The sequence below is a fragment of the Streptomyces sp. NPDC051218 genome (genome assembly GCF_044455475.1).
In the GTDB taxonomy this organism is placed as follows: Bacteria; Actinomycetota; Actinomycetes; order Streptomycetales; family Streptomycetaceae; genus Streptomyces.
Genome location: NZ_JBITEU010000010.1, coordinates 361,937 through 383,533, shown reverse-complemented (window position 1 = coordinate 383,533; position 21,597 = coordinate 361,937). Strand labels below are relative to the sequence as shown.

Sequence of the window (21,597 nt, the reverse complement as noted above, 5' to 3'; positions counted from 1 at the left end):
GACCCCCATGGTGACGGCAGAGGGTCTCGAGGCGGCGCGGGTCGCCGAAATACTGGTGGAGCTGCCGGGCGGGGAGCCCGGACGGCGCGGGTCCGGCTACCGCGTGGGGGAAAGGTCCGTGCTGACCGCCGCACATGTGGTCGCGGGGCCCGTGACGTCGGTGCGGGTGCGCTTCGACGCCGATCTGCCGGGGGAGTGGAGCGCGGACGTACGCGTCGTCCTGCTCGCCGAGGCCGTGGACCTGGCACTCCTGGAGATCATGACCGTGCCGCCTGGGGCCGCCGCCGTCGAGAGTCCCCGATACGGCACCGTGCCCGACGCCGATGTGGTGCTTCCCGTCAGCGCGATGGGGTTTCCCCGCTTCAAGCTGCGGGACGACAGCATGCGCCTCCTCGATGACGGCGCCCCCAGCCAGTACCGCGACTCCTGCCATGTCTCGGGGACCGTCTCCGTCCTGTCCAACCGCCGCGAGGGCACACTCGAACTGGCCGTTCTCGCGCCGCGCGCGGACCCCGAACCGGAGCGCTCGCCGTGGGAGGGAATGTCCGGCGCGGCTGTCTGGTCCGGCGGCGCCGTCATCGGAGTCATCAGCGCCCATCACCGGTCGGACGGCCTGGGACGGCTCGCGGCGGTAAGGGTGGAGCAGTGGTACGGCGCGCTGTCGTCGGCCGAGTTGGCGCACCTGGGCGAGGCCGCCGGGCTACCGGCACCTGGAGGGCTTGGTTCCGTGGCGGATGCGGAGGGGAAGGCGGCTCCCGCGAGCCTGGCGGGGCTCCCCCCTGACCTGCCGTTGCGTGAACTCATGGGGCTTGTCGACGCGTTGGTGGCGGTGCCTGCCCTCAAGGAGGCGAGCGGGCTCGGTCTGGTGCTCGCGAGCATCGACGCGGAGATCGCCGCGAACCGCCCGAGGGACCCCAGACTCAGGATGGACATCTACGGCATCGTGCACACCTGTCTGCGCTACCGGGGCACGCTCGATCAGCTCCTGGAGACCGTCCGGCTGCTGGAGGGGCAGTCGACGGAAGTGGCCCGTCTTGACCGTGAGGCGGCCCAACTGGCCAAGCGATACAGCTGACTTGATGTCGGGCACGGCTCGGATGCGGGGTTTCGCAGCGTGCCGTGCTGGGTCATCATGAGGGGGAAAGGGATGGCGCATGCACGGAATCGCGGGAGGGGACTTGGCAGCCGTGGAGCAATCGATGCCTGCCGTCGAGTCCGATCTCGTAGATCTCTCGGGGGTTTCACTTGAAGCGCTGCTCTCCATGGACCGCAGTGCCATCGCGGGGTCGCTCGAACCCCTGCTGCGCCACATCGACGACGCGCGCGCCGTCACCATGTCGTACAGCCCCTCCCGCTTCGACTGACACGGCCGCGGCCGTCACCGCGCCGTGGAGCACCCATGTCGGATAGGCGTGGAGCATCCGTGTCGGACAGGCGCACGGCGACGACAGGTCTGGCGTTCCACCGGCTCTCGGCGTCCAGTGCTGCCGCTCTGGTGCGCGGCGAGGGCGGCGGCGCGGCCGTGGAGGAACTCGTCACCGCCGAGCGCAGCCGCCGTCTGCTGCTGGTGCGGGCCCTCGCCGACGGTCTGAGCGAGGGTGACCCGCCGCAGCCCGCCGGGACGGACCCCCTGTCGCACCGTGCCGCCTGGACGTTGCTCGCGCGCACCCAACAGCACGCGCCCCAGGCGTTCGAGGACACCTTGATGTGCCCGCACACCGGCATGTGGCTGTCGCTCGCCCTGCGCAGGCTGCGCGGCGCGACGGCCTACGAGGACGCGCCCCTGTGGGTGGTCGCCGGGCACCTGTCGGCGCTCGCCGCCGCCGCCGCGACCCGGGCAGGCCTCGACTTCTCCCTCACCGTGCCGGTACGCCACGGCCGGGTGCCGCTGCCCACTCTGGGCTGCGCGGTGTTCGAGGACGTGGCGGAGCCGTGGGGCACGGCCCAGGTCGACGCGCGGGAGGGACGGCTACGGATCACGGCGGGCCGACGGACGGTGGCAGCGGGGCCCGACTGGTCCCGCGGTGCGCCGGGCTGGCACGCGGTGCGCCGCCTGGAGCTGGAGCCGACGGGGCCGGGAAAGCTCCTGGCGCTCGACGAGTTGGACCCCTATCGCACCTTCCCGCACCCGAGCCCGCCCCGCCTGCTGTCCGCCACCGAGGCGCGTACGTGGGAGGAGCAGCTCACCGAGGCGTGGGAGGTCCTGCGGCGCGACGAGCCGCAGAGCGCGGAGGCGATGCGCGTCGGGCTGATGTCGCTCGCGCCCACGCCGGCCAGGGAACGCTACCGGCCGCACAGCGTCACGGCCGGGGACGCGTTCGGCGGTGTCATGGCGTCACGGCCGGACGACGTGGCCCAGCTCGCCGCGACGCTGGTGCACGAGTTCCAGCACACCAAGCTGGGCGGCCTGATCCACCTGGGGCCGCTGACCGAGCCGACGGCCCCGCGGGGGGCGCAGGAGCAGCTCTTCTACGCTCCGTGGCGGGACGATCCGCGGCCCCTGGGCGGGCTCCTCCAGGGGATCTACGCCTTTGCCGGCGTGGCCCGGTTCTGGTCCGTCCACCGGCATGCCGCCGACGCCGCGTACGCCCCGATGGCCCACTTCGAGTTCGCCCTGTGGCGTGCTCAGGTGTCGTCCACCGTGGACCTCGTGCACGGCCACGATCGTCTGACCTCCCTGGGGCGACGCCTCATCGGCGCACTGCGCGGGCGGTGTGACGCATGGATGGCCGAGCCGGTGCCGCCCGCCGAACTTGCGGCGGCGCAAGAGGCGGCGGCCGACCACCGCGCCCGCTGGCGCGCCCACCATCTGCGGCCGCCCGTCGCGGCCGTGGAGGACGCCGTGGGGGCCTGGCGGCGAGGAGAGCCCCGGCCTCCTGCCACGCTCGCGGCGCGGCCCGCACTCGCTCCGGTCGCCGACGCGCGCTACCTGGACACCGCGGCCGTCCTGGCCCGCTACCGCCTCGGCGCCCCGGCGGCCGACCCGGGCGACATCGAGGGCGTTCACCGCGCCGACCTGCTGCTCGCGCGCGGGGACCTGAGCGGGGCGCGGGACGCCTTCGTCGAACAACTCGGTTGCAAGAAACCGTCGTTCGGCGCCTGGGCGGGTCTTGGCAGGGCCCTGGCCGGGGTGGCCGAGCACCGGGATGCCTCCCGCCTCCTGCGCCACTGCCCGGAGCGGGCCCGCGCCGTACAGAGCGCGCTGGAGCACGTCACCGGGCAGCGGGCCGATCCGGTGGAGCTGGCCGCGTGGCTGGGGCGGGGCGCGCCGGAGCAGGACTAGCGCGGTGGGGCGCGAAGGCCCCACCGGGCGGATTGGCTACAGAGGTACCGGGTCGATGTCGCAGTTGGCCCGCTGTCCTGCCTTGGCCTGGACGGTGGCCGGGTGCGGGGCGGCGTTCTCCGAGCGGAGCCGGGGCTCGTCGAGCACGCGCTCCATCCGCGCGATCGTGTCGGCCCGCAGGGTGGCCCCGTCGGTCTCCTCGCCCACCGCCACAAGGTCCATCGCCAGGTTCAAAGCACAGGCCAGCGTGGTCGGGTGGTCTTCCCCGAGCGTGCCGCGGCAACGCTCAAGGGTCTCGTCGCCGAGCGTTCGGGCCGCGGCGTGGTCGTCGAGCGCGGCCAGGTCACTGGCCAGGTTGATGGCGCAGGCCAGGGCGATGGGGTGGGCCGCACCGAGCCGTTCGGTGAGCGAGGAGAGGGCCGTTTCGTCGAGCCGGCGCGCCTCGTCGGGCTGACCGAGCAGACGCAGCGTCACCGCGAGGTCGATGTCGGCCGACAGCACGTGCGGGTGGCTGGGGTCGAAGATCTCGCGGTACCCCCGGCAGGCCTTGACGCCACGCTCACGTGCCGCCTGGAGATCGCCGTTCTCGCGCAGGGCGATGGACAGCGTCAGGGCGGCGGACAGCGACTGAGGGTGGTTGTCGCCGTACCGGCGGGTGAAGCGTGAGCTGGCGTCGAGGGCCAGTTCGAGGGACTTGGCGTGGTCGCCCTCCTTGCGACAGGCCTCGCTGAGCTGGCGCACCGTGCCGATCGCGGCGGGATTGCCGCGGCCGAAGACCTCGCGATAGGCCATCATGACGGCCTCATGGCGGGCACGCGCGCCGACGTAGTCCCCTGTCTCGCGCATGTCGATGGCGACGTTGAGCTCGGTGTGCAGCGTCTGCTGGTGGTCCTGGCCGAGGACACGCAGCTTCAACGCCAGGGTCTGCTGGTCCAGTTCGTACGCCTGGCGGTACCGGCCCATCAGACGCAGGCTCACCGCGAGGTTGTGGGCGGTGTTGAGGGTCGTCGGGTCCTCCTCGCCGAAGGCCCTGCGTGCCCGCTCGTAGACCGTGGCGTCCAGCTCGGCGCCGCGGGCGAAATCGCCTTCGACACGGCGCACCGCGGCCTCGAAGTTGATCGCGTCCAGGGCGTCCTCGCGGGAGTCCTCGCGGCCGGGCGGGGCCGTGCGCTCGTAGATCGCCCTGATCTCGGCGACCAGCGCCGCGGCCTCGCGGTGCCGGCCGACGGCCCAGTAGAAGAAGCCCAGCTTCTGCCCCATGATGAGCGTCATCTGGTCTTCCTCGCCGAAGACGTCCCGCCAGGTCTCCCAGGCCCGCTCGGAGAAGTCGAGCGCCACGTCGTGATCGCCCCAGTGGTAGAGGTACAGGGCGACGTTCAGGACGAGCTGGCGCACCCAGGGCTGGTCCGACTTGACCGCGTCCGACGCGATGACGTGGCTGTAGAGCTCCGCGTAGCGCGGCCAGTTGGCCGGGGAGACCGGGGACTTGGGGTCGGCCGCTGCCAGCAGGGTGTGCGCCCCGTGACGCATCCGGGCCTGTTCCTCGGGAGACATGCGGTTGTTCAGGACGAGCTGTACGAGGCGGTGCATCTCGATGGAGTTCGTACGGTGGTCGATGCGGGCGAGGGAGTAGCGGTTCACTTCCCTTATGGCGCGCGCGAGCCGCATCGGGTCGTTCAGCGTCGCGTCGAGCTCGGGGAAGATGCTGCTGTTGCCGAGGCCGGAGAAGATGGACCGCGAGATCGGGTCCGGGGCGAAGTACGAGCAGAGCTGCAGCAGACGCAGGGCCGATGGGCTGCGGTTCTCCAGGTGGTCGAGGGAGACGTTCCAGGCGGCCGCGACCGGCAGTTGATAGTCCGGGGGCGGGGACGTCTCGAGAAGCTCGGTCCGCTTGTTCTCGAAGAGGCGCAGATACTCCGAAGCGGGCATGCCCGTCTCCGCCCGCCACGCGGCGGCCTGCTCCAGAGCCAGCGGCAGGTCCCCGAGCGCCTCCGCGAGACGGTCCGCCTCGTCCTCCTGGAGGGGCGGCCCGGAGTGACGCAGGAGTTCCTTGCTCTCCTCGCGGGTGAAGACGTCCACTTCGAGTGAGCCGCCGACCAGGCCCCACCGCCGGTTGCGGGAAGTGACCAGGATCGTGCCGTTGCCCCCGGTGGGGAAGTAATGGCGTACCTGCTCGGGGTTGTCGGCGTTGTCGAAGATCAGCAGCCACCGTGAGTACGGCCGGCCCTCGCGCAGTGCCTCACGCACCGCGGGGCCCGCGATGTTCGCCTCGGTGCTGGTCTCCAGGCCCAGGCGCCCGGCAAGCTCGACGAGCGCCTGACCGATCTGGCCCGGTCGCTCGGAGGGGATCCACCAGACGATGTCGTACTCACCCTGATGGCGATACGCGTACTCGATGGCGAGCTGGGTCTTGCCGACGCCGCCCATGCCGTGAATCGCCTCGGGCAGGACCGTGGTCGTGCCCTCCCGCAGACGCTCGCCGAGCAGTTCGAGCAGCTCCGCGCGACCGGTGAAGTTCGGGTTACGGGGCGGCAGGTTTCCCCAAACGCGCGGCTGTGATGTGCGGTCCCCCTCCACTGTTTGCTGGGACGTAGTCGACATCGCCAATACTCCTTCAGGATGGGGCCGGGAGACGGGGGTTTGACCGCTTTTCTCCAGGCTGACTGCGTATCGACGATCGTGCCAGCCAAGTACCCCTGCCAGCAGGGCGGCGCGCTGCATGAAACGTCCGGAGAGTGCCCTCAGCGCGGCGAGTTCCACGCGGAGGAAGCCGATGTTGCGACTGTTCACCCGGGGCATGGCCAGGGTGTCGAGCGGTTCGGCGGGGGAGGGGAGCAGCGAGGGGGCGCCGGTGCCGTCGCCCGCCAATAACGCGCGTACGTCGTGCAGGATGCGGGCCGTGTCGCTGCGGCGGCCGAGCGCGAGCAGCTCCTCGCGGATGTCGGGAGCGAAGGAGAACGCCACGTCCGTGATGTCGTCGCCCTGCTCTCCGCTGGGCCGGACGAGGCCGCTCATCAGCAGCTCCGACACGTGCGCGGGGCCGGCTCCCGGCGTGGTCTCCAGGACCTTGCGGATCAGGGGGAGGCTCAGAGGGACGGCCGATAAGCGCGTGGCCAGGGTGAAGGCCGTGGGTGAGGCTCCGGCGCGATAGTCCGACACGCGTTCCGCCGCGGGCACCGTGCTGCGCGGGTCGGGGACCTCGTCCGTCCAGGGCAGGGCTCGCGCGGCGTCCGGCCTGCGCTTCCACTCCCGCGCACGGATGGCGGACATCTCCAGCCACCGCGGTTCGGGTCCCATGACGAGCTGGGTCCAGGCCTCGGCCCAGCGGTTGGTCAGGGCGAGGACCGGCACGAGGACCGCGTCCCCCTCCACCTCCGGCTCTGCCGGGTCGCGCGACTCGACGGGGGCATCGCGCAGCTCCCAGTCGAGGGCGCTGTTGGCCGCCCAGGCGTGGTCGGCGCGCAGCCGCACCCGGCTTACGTCCAGGCCCGTGCGGAACCACAGCTGTTGGGGGAGCACGTGCACGACGGCGACCGGGCAGGTGCGGCTCCAGGCGCGCAGCAGGGGCATGACCGCGCCCGACCGCCAGCCGGCCGCGAGACCGTCGGTGAGTACGAGGATCACGCGGCGCATGTCTCCCGCACTGCCGAGCGGTTCCTCGGGGCCGATGCGGGCCGGGTCGGTCTCGTCGGTGCCGCGCAGGCTCAGGACGCGTACGCGCGCGAAGTCCCCTTCGCGGTTCAGCTCGTCGACCAGGTCGTCGACGGCGTGGTCCCAGATCCGCATGGTCAGGTGGCTGTCGAGGACGAGGACCGCCTCGGAGCGTTCTTGTCCGCCCGGCCGGCCTGCCGACGCATGCCCGAGTCGGCCGAGAACGGACGCGGCCTCACGACGTGCCCGCGTTGCCGGTCCCTGCCGCTGCCCTCCGTCGTCATGCATATGCGCCCTCAAGGCGTCGTGGCGGCCAGGACAATGGTGCGGAGTCCCGCAGTGCGCGGGCGTGCGTGACATCCACAAGCGCAGCGTGACAGTGCGCCCGCAGTGCAAGCAAGGGGGTACGGCGGCATGGGCCGGGGCGCACGGCAATCGTGCCGGAAGTCACGCCCCGGGAAAGGGAGTTCGCCCCTCCGGCGGTGTGTGCGATGTGCCTGGCGAGTGGCTCCGTGCGCCTGCCCGCCGGAGACGTGCGCCCAGTCGTCGAGGGTGTGCGCCCGCCGGGCAGAGGCGTGCGCACGGTGGGAGAGGCCCGTACGGCAGCGGAGGCGGGCTCGGTCACGGCGCGGCACCTCCTCTCGCCGTGTGCGGGAGGTTCACGGACCGGTGGCCGGTGGGCCCGGTCAACTCGTCACCGGCGTACGGTCGGGGCCCGGCGGCCCGGGTCTGCGTTCCGGGTCGTCGAGCAGGATCGCCAGATGGCGTCCCACGTGGTTGTCCCAGCCCTCGGGGCCCAGCGCCAGTGCTTCCTTGCGCCAATTTCCCGCGCGCGTCACCAGACCGGCGAGGCCCCTGTCCTGGACCATCTCGGCGACCGCCTCTTTGAAGGCGGGGTCGCCGCAGTCGCCGCGGTGCCAGATCATCGCGGGCACCCCCGCGCGCAGTCCCGCCATGAACTCCTCATGGCTGGCAGGTGAGTTGCTGCCGGGGGGCTGGCTCAGGACCAGGCAGACCGCGTGGTCGTCCTCCTTCAGCTCGCGCTCCAGATGGAAGTGCGACTGGCCGGGAGGGTTGAAGTACGAATGGCTGTCGGCGGGCTGCTCCTTGAGCTGGCGCCACTTCTTGTGCCAGGGACGGTGCCAGGCGGCCTTGCGCAGGCGCTCGAAGCTGCGGATCAGAACCGCGTAGTCCATCACCAGAGGGGTCGGGGAGGAGGACGAGGACTCCTTGTGCCACCACTCGACGGGCTCGCCGAGTAATTCCCACGGGAGGATGAATTCGAGGACGACCGGTTGTCGCAGGTCCGCCCACCGCTCCTCGGTCTGCTCGATCAGGACCTCGACCTCGGACGGCAGGTCGTCGCGGTGCAGATGCACGGTCTCGCCCGGCACGGGATGCCAGCCCTCGGCGTCCGACTGCCGCCAGTGGGAGAGGAAGTAGCGGTCGGGGTCCACTCCGTCGGGCTCGAACTGGATCATCAGATACGCGGGCACCATGGACGGCGGTGCCTGCCGGGCCAGGTCGCCGCGCTGCCAGTCGGCGATCTGCTCCTCAAGGCCCCACGTCCTTGCCTGCTGACGGTTCCAGCGACGCAGGTCCTCCGCTGCCTCCATCTGTCCGTCCTCCACGAGCCGTTCGGCGGCCAGGGCCAGGAACGCCATGCTGACGGGGAGTTCCTTCGCGGCGGTGTTGTCGCCGGCCAGTCGTAGAAAGACTGCCCATCCCGTGTCGCACCACGCGGGTAATTCCTGGGTGCGTGAGCGGCTTGCCCGCCGGGCGAGTGTGGCGAGGCCCGCCGATGAGCGCATGTCGCGGAGGATGGGCTGCAAGGGATGCAGGTCGGCGCCGTCGAAGAACTCCACGGCCTCCCACTCGTCCACGAGCCGCAGCAGCGACACGATGGCGGCGGACTGCTGCTCCAGATACTGCAGACAGCGCACCAGACTCGGCAGGCCGTCGGGGAGCTGCCCGCAGTGCTCCACCAGTTGCAGCAGCCAGGGCCGCAGCGCCGCGTTGCGCAGCGGCTCCACGGGGTGCTCCAGCTCTTCGCTCAGCATGCGCACCCAGAGATCGGCGCTGTTCTCCTGCCGTACCGTGCTCGAATCCTGCAGTACGTCGACGATGTCGGCGACCAATTCGTTGCGAACCCTCGCAGGGCTGCGCCCGTCCACCCCCGTGACCTCCCCGATCGCACCGCCATATCGATGGTGGCGACAAGCGTACGGCCACAGTCCAGCTCAGGGCAGGCCTCCGGCCATGTGCGGAGCTGGGCTGTGGGCGTAAACCCGGGCGATGTCAACTGCCGTGTCGTAAAAGCGAGTTCACCCGTTCGAGCAATCTCAGCCGTCGGCGAGCCCTGACTTCAGGCCCGCCCCGCACAGCGGAACCACGGCCGTCCGCTCGCCCAGCGCTCCGTCCCGTACGGCCGCCCAGCAGGCGACGCCGGTCGCCTCGACGTACAGGCCGCGTCCCGCCAGGTCCAGCTGGGCGGCGCGGATCTGGTCCTCCGTGACCGTCAGGAAGCCGCCGCCGAGACCGCGTACGGCCCGCAGGATCTGGCGCGCGCGGGGCGGCTGCGGGATCGCGATGCCCTCCGCGAGCGTGGGGGCCGCCGGGGTGGTGCCCAGGGGTTCGTCGGCGCCCGCCCGCCACGCCTCGGCCAGCGGGGAGACCGCGGCGGCCTGCACGGCGTACAGCGCGGGAGCCTTCGCGATCAGGCCCGCCGTGTGCAGTTCGCGCACCGCGAGGGCCGCGCCGAGCAGCAGGGTGCCGTTGCCGACGGGCACGACGAGGGCGTCCGGCAGCCGGCCGCCCAGGTCCTCCCACAGCTCATGGACGTAGGTCTTGGTGCCTTGCAGGAAGTAGGGGTTGTGGACGTGCGAGGCGTAGAAGGTGCCCGGTTCGTCGGCCGCCATCCGGGCCGTCCAGGCCGTCTTCTCGCGGTCGCCGGGGACGACTTCGAGCCGTGCCCCGTGCGCGCCGATCTGTTCGAGCTTCTTCGGCGACGTGCCCTCCGGGACGTACACCGTGCAGGGCAGCCCGGCCCGCGCGCAGTAGGCGGCGATCGCCGTGCCCGCGTTGCCGCTGCTGTCGGCGATCACCCGATCCGGGGCGAGGCGCAGGGCGAGGGCGGCGAGCATGACCGCGCCGCGGTCCTTGAAGGAGAGCGTCGGCATCAGGAAGTCGAGCTTGGCCGAGATCGCGCCATCCAGCGGTACGAGCGGTGTGCGGCCCTCACCGAGTGAGAACGCGGGGGCCGGCAAGGGCAGGGACTCCGCGTACCGCCACAGTGAATTGACCCTTCCGTTCAGAGACTTCAGCGGTGCGGGATTGGGGGAGAAGTCCAGGTCGAGGGGCCCGCGGCAGACGGGGCAGCACCAGGCGAGGGTGCCCGAGGGGACACGGGTTCCGTCGGTGGGGCAGAAACAATCCGGCAATGCTGTCATGTAGGCAGGTTAGTTGGGGCAGTTGGGGCCGATGTGTCATGACGGGTGCGTGGCGGTCATGTTACGTCCGGTCCTGACCCTTGTGAGATTCCTATGGATCCGCCAATCTTTCGTCCCGACGAAGGCAAGTTTTCGTCGCGGTGAGGGCAAGAACGGGCATTTTGCTTGACATGTCCCTGTCGGTACCCCTGTCTGCGCCATCCCTCACCATCCCCCACCAGCGCACCACCTATTGAGGAGGACCCCTCAGATGGCAGTGATGCGTCATACCCGCCGAAGACTGGCCGGGATCAGCGCGACAGCGGTCGCGGCCCTCGCCCTCGGCGTCGTCTCCGCCCTCCCCGCGACCGCCCGCCCGGGTCAGGCCGAAGGCACGATCGAGAACGCCGGAGCCCCGGGTGCGATACCGGGCAGCTACATAGTCAGCCTCGACGCGGACGCCGCGAAGGCCGACTCCAGGCAGGGCAAGGCCCTGGCCGAGAAGTACGGCGCCGAGATCGACCGTACGTACAAGAAGGCGCTCAACGGCTACGCGGTCGAGCTCTCCGCGGCCGAGGCCAAGAAGTTCGCCGCTGACCCGGCGGTCACGTCGGTCGTGCAGAACCGCACGTTCACCGTCGACGCCACCCAGCCGAACCCGCCGTCCTGGGGCCTGGACCGCATCGACCAGAAGACGCTCCCGCTGAACAACTCGTACACCTATCCGGACTCAGCCGGTGAGGGCGTCACGGCGTACGTCATCGACACCGGAGTCCGCATCAGCCACAGCGACTTCGGCGGACGCGCCTCCTACGGCTATGACGCCATCGACAACGACAACACCGCCCAGGACGGCCACGGCCACGGCACGCACGTCGCAGGCACCGTCGGCGGGACCCTGCACGGTGTGGCCAAGAAGGCGAAGATCGTCGGCGTGCGCGTCCTGAACAACCAGGGCTCCGGCACCACCGCGCAGGTCGTCGCCGGCATCGACTGGGTCGCCAGGAACGCGGTCAAGCCCGCCGTGGCGAACATGTCACTCGGCGGCGGCGCCGACAGCGCCCTGGACACGGCCGTACGCAACGCCATCGCGTCCGGCATCACCTTCGCCGTCGCGGCCGGCAACGAATCCGTCAACGCCTCCACGCGCTCGCCCGCGCGCGTGACCGAGGCCATCACGGTCGGCGCCACCACGAACACCGATGCCAAGGCGAGCTACTCCAACTTCGGCAGCGTCCTCGACCTGTTCGCGCCGGGTTCGTCCATCACCTCGGCCTGGAACACGAACGACACCGCGACGAACACCATCTCCGGTACGTCGATGGCGTCCCCGCACACCGCGGGCGCCGCGGCGCTCTACCTCGCCGACAACCGCGCGGCGACCCCGGCGCAGGTCTCCGCGGCGCTGGTCAGCGCGGCCTCCACCGGCGTCGTCACCAGCCCCGGATCGGGCTCACCGAACCGCCTCCTGAACGTGGGCCCCGGCTCGACGAACCCTCCGGGCCCCAAGTTCGAGAACGCGGCCGACTACGCGATCAACGACAACGCCACGGCCGAATCACCGGTCATTGTGAGCGGCGTCCCGGGCTCGGCGCCCGCCACCCTGAGCGTGCCGGTAGCCATCAAGCACACCTATGTGGGTGACCTCCAGGTGCAGCTGATAGCTCCCGACGGCAGCGCGTACACGCTGAAGGGCTATGGCACCGGCGGCAGTTCGGACGACATCAACACCACCTACACGGTGAACGCGTCGTCCGAGACGGCCAACGGCACCTGGAAGCTGCGGGTGAGCGACAACGCGGCGCAGGACGTGGGGAGGATCGACTCCTGGGCGCTGCAGTTCTAGGCCGCAGGCCGTGAGCTGAGCTGCTGCTCCCGTACGTACGCGGCCTCGTCCGCCGTACGCGGCCTCGTCCGCGGAGACCGGCTTCGGGTTTTCGGCCCGGCCCGCTCCGTGGGCGAGGTTGCTCAGCTTAAGGGCCTTTTGTCCGCTTCTGTGATAGTTCTTCGGCGTGACGACTGTCGTGACGCCGGCCGCCGCGGGCCGCCGCACTCCGGGGCCCGCGGCGTCGGACCCTCCCCGAAGGGGTAGCCGCAACGGCGGGAACGGCCGCAACGGCGGGAGCAGCCCCAGGGGTTCGCGCCTCGTGCATCTGTCCCGCTGGCTCCTCGTCGCCATCGCCCTCCTGAACGCCGCCCTCGTCGTGCTCGTCGCCGCCCCGCTGCCCCGCATCTCCCTCCTGGTGCTCGTCGCGGCGGCGGTCACCTCCTGGGGGCTCGTGCTCGTGCCGCCCGCGGTCATCGGCCTGGTCGCCGGAGTGGCCGCGGGGCGGCGCCACCCCTGGTGCGCCGGGCTGGCCGTCCTGACCGCGTTCCTGGGGCTCGTGTACGGGGTCATGCCGTACGCCGCCGCATACCGCACCGCCCAGGGGCAGGGGCAACCCCTCGTTCCCTCCGCCTACTTCGAGGGCGTCAACTACGCCAAGGCCCCCGACGGCGACCGCACCCGCCGCTACGCCCGCATCGGTGAGCGGCGCGAGAAGCTGGACCTGTGGACCCTGCCGAAGCGGGAGGGGGTGCGTCACCCGGCGGTGGTCTGGGTGCACGGGGGAGGGTGGAACAAGGGGCACCGGGGGCAGAGTCCGGCGTGGAACCGCTGGTTCAACGCGCGGGGCTGGTCCGTCTTCGACATCGACTACCGGCTCGCGCCCCGCGCGACCCAGCTCGACCAGATCGGCGACGTGAAGTGCGCCGTCGGCTGGGTGCGGCGGCACGCGCGCGTGTTCGGCATCGACCCCGAACGCCTGGTGCTCGCGGGCAGTTCGGCGGGCGGCAACCTCGCGCTCGCGGCGGCCTATACGGAGGGTGACGGCCGCGTCCCCGCGTCCTGTGCGGTGCGTGACAGCTCGGTCGCCGGGGTGATCTCCCTCTACGGGCCGACCGACATGGCGCGCCTCATCGCGGGCACCGCGCTGCGCGCCGACCCCATGATCCCGCGGCTGATGGGCGGTTCGGCGAAGTCCGTGCCCGCCCGCTACCTGCTGGGTTCGCCCGCGAAGCTCGTGCGGACCGATGTGCCGCCAACGCTCCTGCTGCACGGCAGTGCGGACCGGGCGGTGCCGGTGGCGCAGGCGCGTGAGCTGGCGCGGCGACTCCGATCGGCGGGGGCGCCGTCGACGTATGTCGAACTTCCCTGGGCCGACCACTGCTTCGACGTGAACTGGGGCGGCTGGGGGAGTCAGATCGCGCGAGCGGCGATCTCCCGCTTCCTCGCGATCCGGGGCGAGAGCGCTTGATCGGCGTCCTCCGGGGTGCCGCGGGAATGTGATCGCCATAGCTGCGGAAAGCCCCTGCGTAAAGACCTGCACACCCCAAAATCATCACTTCGAGTGATTCCTTGGCCTTGGGTTGCGGCCAACAACCCACGGTTGCCAGGCTGTTGCTGTCTGTCAAGCTGATGGGAGTGGCCAGTGACTTTCGGTGAACAGCCGGCGTATCTGCGTGTCGCGGGTGATCTCCGCAAGAAGATCGTCGACGGTTCGCTGCCGCCGCACACCCGGCTCCCCTCGCAGGCCAGGATCCGCGAGGAGTACAAAGTGTCGGACACGGTCGCCCTGGAGGCCCGCAAGGTCCTGATGGCCGAGGGCCTGGTCGAAGGGCGTTCCGGATCCGGCACCTATGTGCGCGAGCGACCCGTGCCCCGTCGCGTGGCCCGCACCGGCTATCGCGCGTCCGGCGGTTCGACGCCGTTCCGTCAGGAGCAGGCGGAGGACGGCGCGCGCGGCACCTGGGAGTCGCGCAGCGAGCAGGTGGAGGCCGGCAGCGCGATCGCCGAGCGTCTCGGCATCCGCTCGGGCGACCGCGTCATGTGCACCAAGTACGTGTACCGCGACGCGGGCGAGGCGATGATGCTCTCCACGTCCTGGGAGCCCCTCGCCGTCACCGGACGCACTCCGGTGATGCTCCCCGAAGAGGGGCCGCTGGGGGGCTGCGGAGTGGTCGAGCGCATGGCGGCCATCGACGTGGTCGTGGACAACGTCGCGGAGGAGGTCGGCGCGCGCCCGGGGCTTGCGGAGGAGCTCATGGCGCTCGGCGGTGTCCCCGGCCATGTGGTGATCGTCGTGCAGCGCACGTACTACGCGTCGGGCAAGCCGGTCGAGACGGCCGACGTCGTGGTCCCCGCCGACCGCTATCGGATCGCCTACCACCTGCCGGTGAGGTGACCGAACACTCCGGCGCATGCCAGGAATCCGGACGGGCCCGTCCGCCCGCCGTGATCGCGAGTTAACGCGCGATCGACTTCCGTAACGCCGGAGCAATCAGGCCCGTCAGTGACATGTCATGTACGGCTCCTAACTTCATCGCCCGTACCCGCAACCCGGTCGGACGACAGGAACCCACATGACGGATACGGCCACCCGCGACACCAGTGCCGCCGCGGGACCACCGCCCCGGCGCAGCTACGCGAAGATGGCGGCTGACGAGAGCCGCGAGGACTACTCCTTGCGGTACGCGCCGCACTCCTTCCGGCGCTGGTCGCCGACGATGGTGGCGTCGACCGCGCTCGGCGGCATCGCCTACCTCGCGGACTTCGCGATCGGCGCGTCCATCGTGTTCACCTACGGCTTCACCAGCGGACTCGCCTCGATCCTGTGCGCCGCGACGATCATCTTCGTCACGGGCATCCCGATCGCGCGCGCCTGCGCCAAGTACGGCCTGGACATGGACCTGGTGACCCGGGGCGCCGGCTTCGGCTACTTCGGCTCGACGCTGACGTCGCTGATCTACGCCTCGTTCACGTTCATCTTCTTCGCGCTCGAAGGCTCGATCATGGCCCAGGCCATGCACCAGGCCGTCGGACTCCCGGTGGAGATCGGCTACTTGATCACGACGCTCATCGTGATCCCGATCGTCTTCCGTGGCATGGGCGCCCTGGCCAAGGTGCAGGCCTGGACGCAGCCGATCTGGCTCGTCGGGATGGTGCTGCCCTTCGTGGTGCTCGCCTTCGAGGCGCCGGACGCCTGGGGCGCCTTCGGCTCCTTCGGGGGTACCGAGGGCGCGGGCAGCGGGTTCTCCTGGGTCGCGTTCGGGCTCGGCACGGGCGTCGCGCTCTCGCTCATCGCCCAGATCGGCGAGCAGGCGGACTATCTGCGCTTCATGCCCGCCAAGACCGAGCAGAACAAGAGGCGTTGGAATCTGGCCGTTCTCGCGGCAGGACCCGGCTGGGTCATCATCGGCGCCGCCAAGCAGCTCGGCGGCGCGCTCCTGGCGTTCGCGGCCCTCGAAGCCGTCGGCAGGACGCACGCCCTGGAGCCGATCGCCCCGCAGATCGAGGCCCTGAAACCGTGGCTCGGCTCGTTCGCCCTGCCCGCGGCGGCCCTCTTCGTGATCGTTTCCCAGATCAAGATCAACGTGACCAACGCCTACAGCGGCTCGCTGTCCTGGTCGAACTTCTTCTCCCGCATCACGCACAGGCACCCGGGCCGGGTCTGGTACATCTTCCTCAACCTCGCCATCGCGCTGACGCTGATGGAGATGAACATGTTCGCGGCCCTCAACAAGCTGCTCGGCTTCTACTCGAACGTCGGCATCGCGTGGATCGTGGCGGTCGCCGCCGACCTCGTCATCAACAAGCGGATGGGCTGGAGTCCCCCGTACATCGAGTTCAAGAGGGCATACCTGTACGCGGTGAACCCGGCGGGTTTCGGCTCGATGGTGGTCGCCTCGGTGGTCTCGATCCTGGCCTTCTTCGGCCTCTTCGGGGAGTACGCGGAAGCCTTCTCGACGTTCATCGCGGCCGGACTCGCCGTTGTCCTGTGCCCGTTGATCGCCTGGGCGACGCGGGGCAAGTACTACCTGGCGCGGCCGAACCCGGTGAACGGCCCCCACGTCGACGTGCCCGACGTGACGGCCACGCACGCGTGCAGCGTCTGCGAGACGGCGTACGAACTTCCGGACATCGCGGACTGCCCGGTCCAGGCGGGACCGATCTGCTCCCTGTGTTGTTCGTTGGACGCGGAGTGCGAAGACGTCTGCCGTACGTCGCCGCCGAGTGCGCCGGTGCTCATGCCGATGCCGACGGTGCGCGCCGACTGACGCGGGACCGGCAAGGGCTCGCGCCGGCCGAACCGGCGTCATCAGGGGGCGCACCCGACAGGGTGCGCCCCCTTCCTATTGGCCGATTGCGTACCTCTTTGTGCAAAGTCGTATCCGCTGAGTAAAGGTCGGGCGTAGGCTCGGGCATATGCGGATTGCGGTTTCCTTACTGATCGAGGCGTGGCGCGCGCCGGGGGCGGGGAGCGGAGGGGCGCGATGAATGACGGAACGGCCGTTCTTCCCTGGCTCGTCATACGTCAGGACGACAACGGCAACCGCTACAGGGTGGGCAGGTACGCGACGAAGGCCGAGGCCGAGAGGATCGCGGAAAGCCTCGACGACCACGGCCGTCAGCGCCTGTACAGCGTGGAGAAGCTGAGCCAGAACAGCAGCGCGCACTGACCGCATAGGCTCCGCCGTATGACGGAACGGATCGTGGTGGGCGCCGCCCTGTACGACGACGGGCGCCTGCTGGCCGCGCGGCGCAGTGCGCCCCCTGAGCTCGCGGGCCGCTGGGAACTGCCCGGCGGGAAGGTCGAGCCCGGCGAGCACCCCGAGGCAGCCCTGGTACGGGAGCTGCGCGAAGAGCTGGGCGTCGACGCCGAGCCGGTCGCGAGAGTGCCGGGGCAGTGGCCGCTCAAGCCGGGGTACGTCCTGTGGGTCTGGACGGCGAAGCTCCTGTCCGGAGTCCCCGAGCCCCTGGAGGACCACGACGAGCTGCGCTGGCTCTCGCCGGACGAGGTCTGGTCGGTGGACTGGCTGGACGCGGACGTCCCGGCGGTCGCGGCGGCGATGCAGTGCCGCTAGCAGCGGGATGGGGTGCCGCCGGCCGGGCGAGGGAGTGCCGTCGGCCGGGCGAGCGAGTGCCATCGGCCGGGGGGGAGCGTGCGAGGTCTGTCTCGCCGCACTTGAGCCCCACCTACGCCGTTCGTGCCACAGTGCGCCAAGGTAAGCGGTAATTCCGGCGGGATATCGGGTATGTGCCCATTAACCCCATGAAACCGGACAAGGGTCCGCTGTTGCTGGTCTGGAAGTGATCGGCGTGATCGACACCGAAGGCGACTGCGCCGAGTGGGATTTTCCCGCGGACGCGGGCGCCGTGCGCATGGCCCGTGCCGTCGTCCGCAAGCAGCTCGGAGCCTGGGGCCTCGCCGCGGTCGGCGACATCACCGTGCTGCTCGTGAGCGAACTGGTGACCAACTCCCTGCGGCACGCGTCAGGCCCCATCGGCGTACGGCTCGTACGTCCGACCGGACCCTCGGGCACCCTCCTCGTCGAGGTGTCCGATCCGCTTCCCGACCCGCCCCAGGAACGCGAGACCTCCCCTGATGACGAGGGGGGCAGGGGTATCCAGTTGGTGGCGCGGGCGTCCCGGCGCTGGGGGACGCGGCAGGGCAGGACGGGGAAGACGGGCAAGACGGTGTGGTTCGAGCTGGCGCTGCCGGGTTAGAAGACTGGCAGCGTGGGACGGACACAAGACCGTCACGGGCCAAAAAGAGTTGAGTCCGTGCTGTGATCGTGAACGCCGTGTGGCGTGGCTCCGTAGTGCTGGATACTGCGGGCAGCCGCATCCGGTGACCGGTGCCGGACGTGGTGAGCTGGAGGGGACGGTTCGCGTGAGCGAGATACCAGCGAAGGCGACGGAGCAGGACGGGCCGTCGGGCGACGCCAGGGGCGAAGCTGCGGATGACGTGATGTGGCAGAGCAGTCCACCCGGTTCGATCTACGACTACATCAAGGTGGCCTCGTTCTCGATAGGCCCCGACGGTCTCATCGACCAGTGGAGCCTGCGTGCCGAGCGGCTGTTCGGGGTGGCCGCCGAGGACGCCGTGGGCAGGGACCCGATCGAGGCCTTCGTCCCGTCCGAGCTGCGCAGCAGCGGGCACCGCAAGATGGCGGAGATCCTGGACGGCAGGGAGTGGACCGGGTCCGTCCCCTTCCGGGCCCCGGCCCGGCCCGACGCGTCCGACGCGGAGACCCGCAAGGGCTCCGAGGGCATCGCCGAGGTCTATGTGATGCCGACCGGTACGGAGGAGGGCGAGCGGGCCGCCGTCTGCATCGTCGTCGACGTACGGGCGCTCCGGCAGATCGAGACGGACCTCGCCGCCTCGCAGGCCATTTTCGGCCAATCTCCCTTCGGTTTCCTGCTGTTCGGCACGGACCTGAAGGTGCAGCGGGCCAACCGCCGTTTCGCCGCGGTCTTCGGAGGCGGCGTCGAGGAACACCGCGGGCGCACCGTCCACGACTATCTGCCGCGGCACGAGGCCGACCGTATGGCCGCCGCGCTCAAGCGGGTCCTGGAGACCGGCGACTCCGTCACGGACATGCAGATAGTCGGCCCCGCCCCCGGCAGCAACGACCGCCGCCACTGGTCCATCAACCTCTACCGCGTGCACAGCGGTTCCGGCCGCCCCATAGGCGTCGCGGGCCTCGGCACCGACGTCACCCGACGGCACGCCGCCGCCCGCGAGGCCGCCCACGCCCGCCGCAACCTCGCCCTCCTGAACGAGGCGGGCGCACGCATAGGCAACTCCCTCGACCTGGAGACGACCGCGCGCGAGCTGCTCGACGTCACCGTCCCCGGCTTCTGCGACCTCGCGTCCGTCGACCTCTACCAAGGCCTGCTCGACGGCGACGAGACACCCCCGGGCCTCGCCGACGGAAGCGCCGAACTGCGCCGCGTCGCCTTCGCCAGTGCCGTCGCCGACGCGCCCTTCCCGGAGGGCGGCCACCCCGTCGACGTGGGCGCCGTACACCGTTTCGCCTTCACATCGCCGTGCGCCGACGCCCTGCGCGCGGCACGTCCGCGGCTCGTCTCCGCGGCCGACGACGGCTCCGCGAGCAGGCTCACCGGCGGGCTCATCCAGTCGACGCTCGCCGTGCCGATGGTCGCCCACGACACCGTCGTCGGCCTCGCCCAGTTCTCCCGTACGAAGGGAAGCGAGCCCTTCGGGGAGCGCGACCGCGCCCTCGCCGTCGAGCTCGCCGCCCGCGCCGCCGTCTGCATCGACAACGCCCGCCTCTACCGCCGCGAGCACGAACGCGCCCTCATATTGCAGCGCTCCTTGCTCCCGCCCGACGACCCCGAGGCGTCAGGACTGGACATCGCCTGCCGCTATCTGCCGGGCAACGCGGCGACCGAGGTCGGCGGCGACTGGTTCGACGTCATCGAACTGCCGGGCCACCGCACCGCCCTGGTCGTCGGCGACGTCATGGGCCGCGGTCTGCGGGCCGCCGTCGCCATGGGTGAACTGCGCACCGCCGTACGCACCCTGGCGCTCCTGGACCTGGAGCCCGCGGAGGTGCTCTCCGCGCTCGACGAGATCGCCCGCGGCCTCGGCGACCCCTCGGGCACCCAGCAGGCCACCAGAGCGGCCCGGCAGACGCGAGCCGCGAGCGAGACGGACCTCGCCGAGGTCTATCTGGCCACGTGCGTCTACGCGGTCTACGACGCCGTCACGCGCCGCTGCACCTTCGCCAACGCCGGCCACCTGCCGCCCGTGCTCGTCGAGCCCGGCGAGACTCCGCTCATGCTCGACGTGCCGCCCGGCATGCCGCTGGGGGTCGGCGGTGAGCCCTTCGAGGAGGTCGAGGTCGAGCTGCCCGAGGGCGGTCTGCTCGCGCTGTACACGGACGGGCTCGTCGAGTCCCGCCACCACCCCCTCGACGAGGGCCTGAACGCCTTCGTACGCGCGATCGACGACCCCGCGCCCGCTCTCGAGGACGTCTGCGACCACGTCCTGAACACCCTCGACACCCACCACGGGGAGGACGACATCGCGCTGCTCATGGCGCGCATCCAGGGTCTGCCCGCCGAGGCCGTCGGGGACTGGACGCTGGAGCGCGACCCGAAGTCGGTGGGCCGGGCCCGCGAACTGGCCTGCGAGCAGCTGCGCGCCTGGGACCTCGACCCCCTCTGCGACACGACCGAACTGCTGGTCAGCGAACTGGTCACCAACGCGCTGCGGTACGGCGAGGGCGACATCCGGGTGCGGCTCCTGCTCGACCGCACCCTGGTGTGCGAGGTGTGGGACGCGGGCCTCGTCCAGCCGCGCCGCCGCCGGGCGCGCGACACGGACGAGGGCGGGCGCGGGCTGCAGCTGGTCGGCCTGCTGAGCGCCGCGTGGGGCTCGCGCAGGACGCCGCGCGGCAAGACGGTGTGGTTCGAGATGCCGTTGCCGCAGAGCGGGGTGGAGCCGATGGACGCGGCGGAGGCGCTGCTCAGCCTGTTCTGAGGGCCGCTACGTGGCCCTGTGGTTCGTGTGTGTGGTCGGTCGCGTACGTGGTCAGGTGGTGGGTCGCATCCGCGGTCAGGTGGTCGCTTTGAGGGCGGCGAGGCGGGCTTCGACCTCCGCCGTGTCGCCCAGGCTGTCCAGCTGCTCGAACTGGGCGTCCAAGGAGGACGCGGCGAGCTCCTGCTTCCCCAGCGCCTTCGCCTCCTCGCGGCGCACCTTGTCCTCGAAGCGGTGCAACTCGCTGGCCGGGTCGAGGACATCGATGTTCTGGGCGGCGTCCATCATCTGGTTCTGGGCCTGCGCGGTCTTGGCGCGGGCGACCAACTGATCGCGCTTCGACTGCAGCTCGGTCAGCTTGATCTTCATCTGGTCGAGGCCCGACTTCAGCTTGTCGACCACCTCCGTCTGCGAGGCGATCGTCGGCTCGGCGTCCTTGGCCTCCCGCTCGGACTGCAGCTGCCGCTGCAGCGCGACCTTGGCCAGGCCGTCGAACCTGTCGGCCTCCACGGCACTGCCGCCGGACCGCAGCTCGTCGGCCTTCTTGCTGGCCGCGACCGCCTTGGTGCCCCATTCCGCTGCGGCTTCCTGGTCCTCCTTGTGGTCCAGTTCCAGCATCCGCAGATTGCCGATGGTGGTCGCGACCGCCTCCTCCGCCTCCCTGATGTTGTTCGTGTAGTCGCGGATGAGCTGGTCGAGCATCTTCTGCGGGTCCTCGGCCTGGTCGAGGGCGGCGTTGATGTTGGCCTTGGCGAGCTGGGCCACGCGGCCGAGGATCGTCTGCTTGGTCATGACGGGCTCCTTTGTGTGAGGGGTGGTGGCAGCGGGACGGGGCGGGGAGGGCAGAGAACCGGGACGGGTGCGGAGAGGCAGGGCGGCCAGAGGGGCGGGGCGGCCAGCGGGACAG

Annotated in this window: 15 protein-coding genes; 11 read left to right on the top strand and 4 right to left on the bottom strand. The window is 70.9% G+C overall.

Annotated elements, in window-relative coordinates; translation table 11 throughout:
• Positions 1-7 precede the first annotated feature (7 nt).
• The 3 genes from ACIBCK_RS29725 (at position 8) to ACIBCK_RS29715 (ending at position 3,283) form a co-directional block, all read left to right on the top strand.
• Entirely contained in the window at positions 8-1,075 is a 1,068-nt protein-coding gene (locus ACIBCK_RS29725) for a trypsin-like peptidase domain-containing protein (protein WP_399395171.1), read from the top strand.
• Between the two features lie 124 nt (positions 1,076-1,199).
• On the top strand, positions 1,200-1,364 hold the full coding sequence (locus ACIBCK_RS29720; protein ID WP_399395170.1) for a hypothetical protein: 165 nt from the start codon (positions 1,200-1,202) through the stop codon (positions 1,362-1,364).
• Between the two features lie 59 nt (positions 1,365-1,423).
• Positions 1,424-3,283 carry an HEXXH motif domain-containing protein gene (locus tag ACIBCK_RS29715; protein ID WP_399395168.1) on the top strand — a complete coding sequence of 620 codons (1,860 nt, stop codon included), beginning with the start codon at positions 1,424-1,426 and terminating at the stop codon, positions 3,281-3,283.
• A 36-nt stretch (positions 3,284-3,319) separates the two neighbouring features.
• Here ACIBCK_RS29715 and fxsT read toward each other — a convergent pair whose 3' ends face one another.
• The 3 genes from fxsT to ACIBCK_RS29700 form a co-directional block, all read right to left on the bottom strand.
• Positions 3,320-7,222 (bottom strand): FxSxx-COOH system tetratricopeptide repeat protein, encoded by a 3,903-nt coding sequence (gene fxsT, locus ACIBCK_RS29710; protein ID WP_399395166.1) that lies wholly within the window; start codon positions 7,220-7,222, stop codon positions 3,320-3,322.
• A gap of 398 nt (positions 7,223-7,620) precedes the next feature.
• Entirely contained in the window at positions 7,621-9,072 is a 1,452-nt protein-coding gene (locus ACIBCK_RS29705; protein ID WP_399395164.1) for a hypothetical protein, read from the bottom strand.
• Between the two features lie 204 nt (positions 9,073-9,276).
• Positions 9,277-10,383 (bottom strand): threonine synthase, encoded by a 1,107-nt coding sequence (locus ACIBCK_RS29700; RefSeq protein ID WP_399395162.1) that lies wholly within the window; start codon positions 10,381-10,383, stop codon positions 9,277-9,279.
• Between the two features lie 250 nt (positions 10,384-10,633).
• On the opposite strand from ACIBCK_RS29700, the gene ACIBCK_RS29695 reads away from it, so the two are divergent.
• The 8 genes from ACIBCK_RS29695 (at position 10,634) to ACIBCK_RS29660 (ending at position 20,693) form a co-directional block, all read left to right on the top strand.
• On the top strand, positions 10,634-12,208 hold the full coding sequence (locus ACIBCK_RS29695) for a S8 family peptidase (RefSeq protein ID WP_399395160.1): 1,575 nt from the start codon (positions 10,634-10,636) through the stop codon (positions 12,206-12,208).
• Positions 12,209-12,509: 301 nt separating this feature from the next.
• Positions 12,510-13,658 (top strand): alpha/beta hydrolase fold domain-containing protein, encoded by a 1,149-nt coding sequence (locus tag ACIBCK_RS29690; protein ID WP_399395158.1) that lies wholly within the window; start codon positions 12,510-12,512, stop codon positions 13,656-13,658.
• Positions 13,659-13,832: 174 nt separating this feature from the next.
• On the top strand, positions 13,833-14,585 hold the full coding sequence (locus ACIBCK_RS29685) for a GntR family transcriptional regulator (protein WP_399395156.1): 753 nt from the start codon (positions 13,833-13,835) through the stop codon (positions 14,583-14,585).
• Between the two features lie 178 nt (positions 14,586-14,763).
• Positions 14,764-16,458 carry a purine-cytosine permease family protein gene (locus tag ACIBCK_RS29680; RefSeq protein ID WP_399395154.1) on the top strand — a complete coding sequence of 565 codons (1,695 nt, stop codon included), beginning with the start codon at positions 14,764-14,766 and terminating at the stop codon, positions 16,456-16,458.
• 216 nt (positions 16,459-16,674) lie between these two features.
• Positions 16,675-16,860, top strand: a complete 186-nt coding sequence (locus ACIBCK_RS29675; RefSeq protein WP_399395152.1) for an SPOR domain-containing protein — start codon at positions 16,675-16,677, stop codon at positions 16,858-16,860.
• Positions 16,861-16,878: 18 nt separating this feature from the next.
• Positions 16,879-17,265, top strand: a complete 387-nt coding sequence (locus ACIBCK_RS29670) for a (deoxy)nucleoside triphosphate pyrophosphohydrolase (RefSeq protein WP_399395150.1) — start codon at positions 16,879-16,881, stop codon at positions 17,263-17,265.
• A 226-nt stretch (positions 17,266-17,491) separates the two neighbouring features.
• Positions 17,492-17,908, top strand: coding sequence for an ATP-binding protein (locus ACIBCK_RS29665; protein WP_399395148.1), 417 nt, complete (start codon positions 17,492-17,494; stop codon positions 17,906-17,908).
• 166 nt (positions 17,909-18,074) lie between these two features.
• Positions 18,075-20,693, top strand: a complete 2,619-nt coding sequence (locus ACIBCK_RS29660; RefSeq protein WP_399395146.1) for a SpoIIE family protein phosphatase — start codon at positions 18,075-18,077, stop codon at positions 20,691-20,693.
• Between the two features lie 75 nt (positions 20,694-20,768).
• Here ACIBCK_RS29660 and ACIBCK_RS29655 read toward each other — a convergent pair whose 3' ends face one another.
• Positions 20,769-21,482, bottom strand: a complete 714-nt coding sequence (locus ACIBCK_RS29655; protein ID WP_399395144.1) for a PspA/IM30 family protein — start codon at positions 21,480-21,482, stop codon at positions 20,769-20,771.
• Positions 21,483-21,597: the final 115 nt, after the last annotated feature.

What these genes read in the sequence shown, in the direction of transcription:
- ACIBCK_RS29725 (WP_399395171.1), top strand. Translation starts at nt 8, where the DNA reads ATGGTGACGGCAGAGGGTCTCGAGGCGGCGCGGGTCGCCGAAATACTG.
- ACIBCK_RS29720 (WP_399395170.1), top strand. Translation starts at nt 1,200, where the DNA reads ATGCCTGCCGTCGAGTCCGATCTCGTAGATCTCTCGGGGGTTTCACTT.
- fxsT (WP_399395166.1), bottom strand. Translation starts at nt 7,222, where the DNA reads ATGCATGACGACGGAGGGCAGCGGCAGGGACCGGCAACGCGGGCACGT.
- ACIBCK_RS29700 (WP_399395162.1), bottom strand. Translation starts at nt 10,383, where the DNA reads ATGACAGCATTGCCGGATTGTTTCTGCCCCACCGACGGAACCCGTGTC.
- ACIBCK_RS29695 (WP_399395160.1), top strand. Translation starts at nt 10,634, where the DNA reads ATGGCAGTGATGCGTCATACCCGCCGAAGACTGGCCGGGATCAGCGCG.
- ACIBCK_RS29680 (WP_399395154.1), top strand. Translation starts at nt 14,764, where the DNA reads ATGACGGATACGGCCACCCGCGACACCAGTGCCGCCGCGGGACCACCG.
- ACIBCK_RS29675 (WP_399395152.1), top strand. Translation starts at nt 16,675, where the DNA reads ATGAATGACGGAACGGCCGTTCTTCCCTGGCTCGTCATACGTCAGGAC.
- ACIBCK_RS29670 (WP_399395150.1), top strand. Translation starts at nt 16,879, where the DNA reads ATGACGGAACGGATCGTGGTGGGCGCCGCCCTGTACGACGACGGGCGC.
- ACIBCK_RS29655 (WP_399395144.1), bottom strand. Translation starts at nt 21,482, where the DNA reads ATGACCAAGCAGACGATCCTCGGCCGCGTGGCCCAGCTCGCCAAGGCC.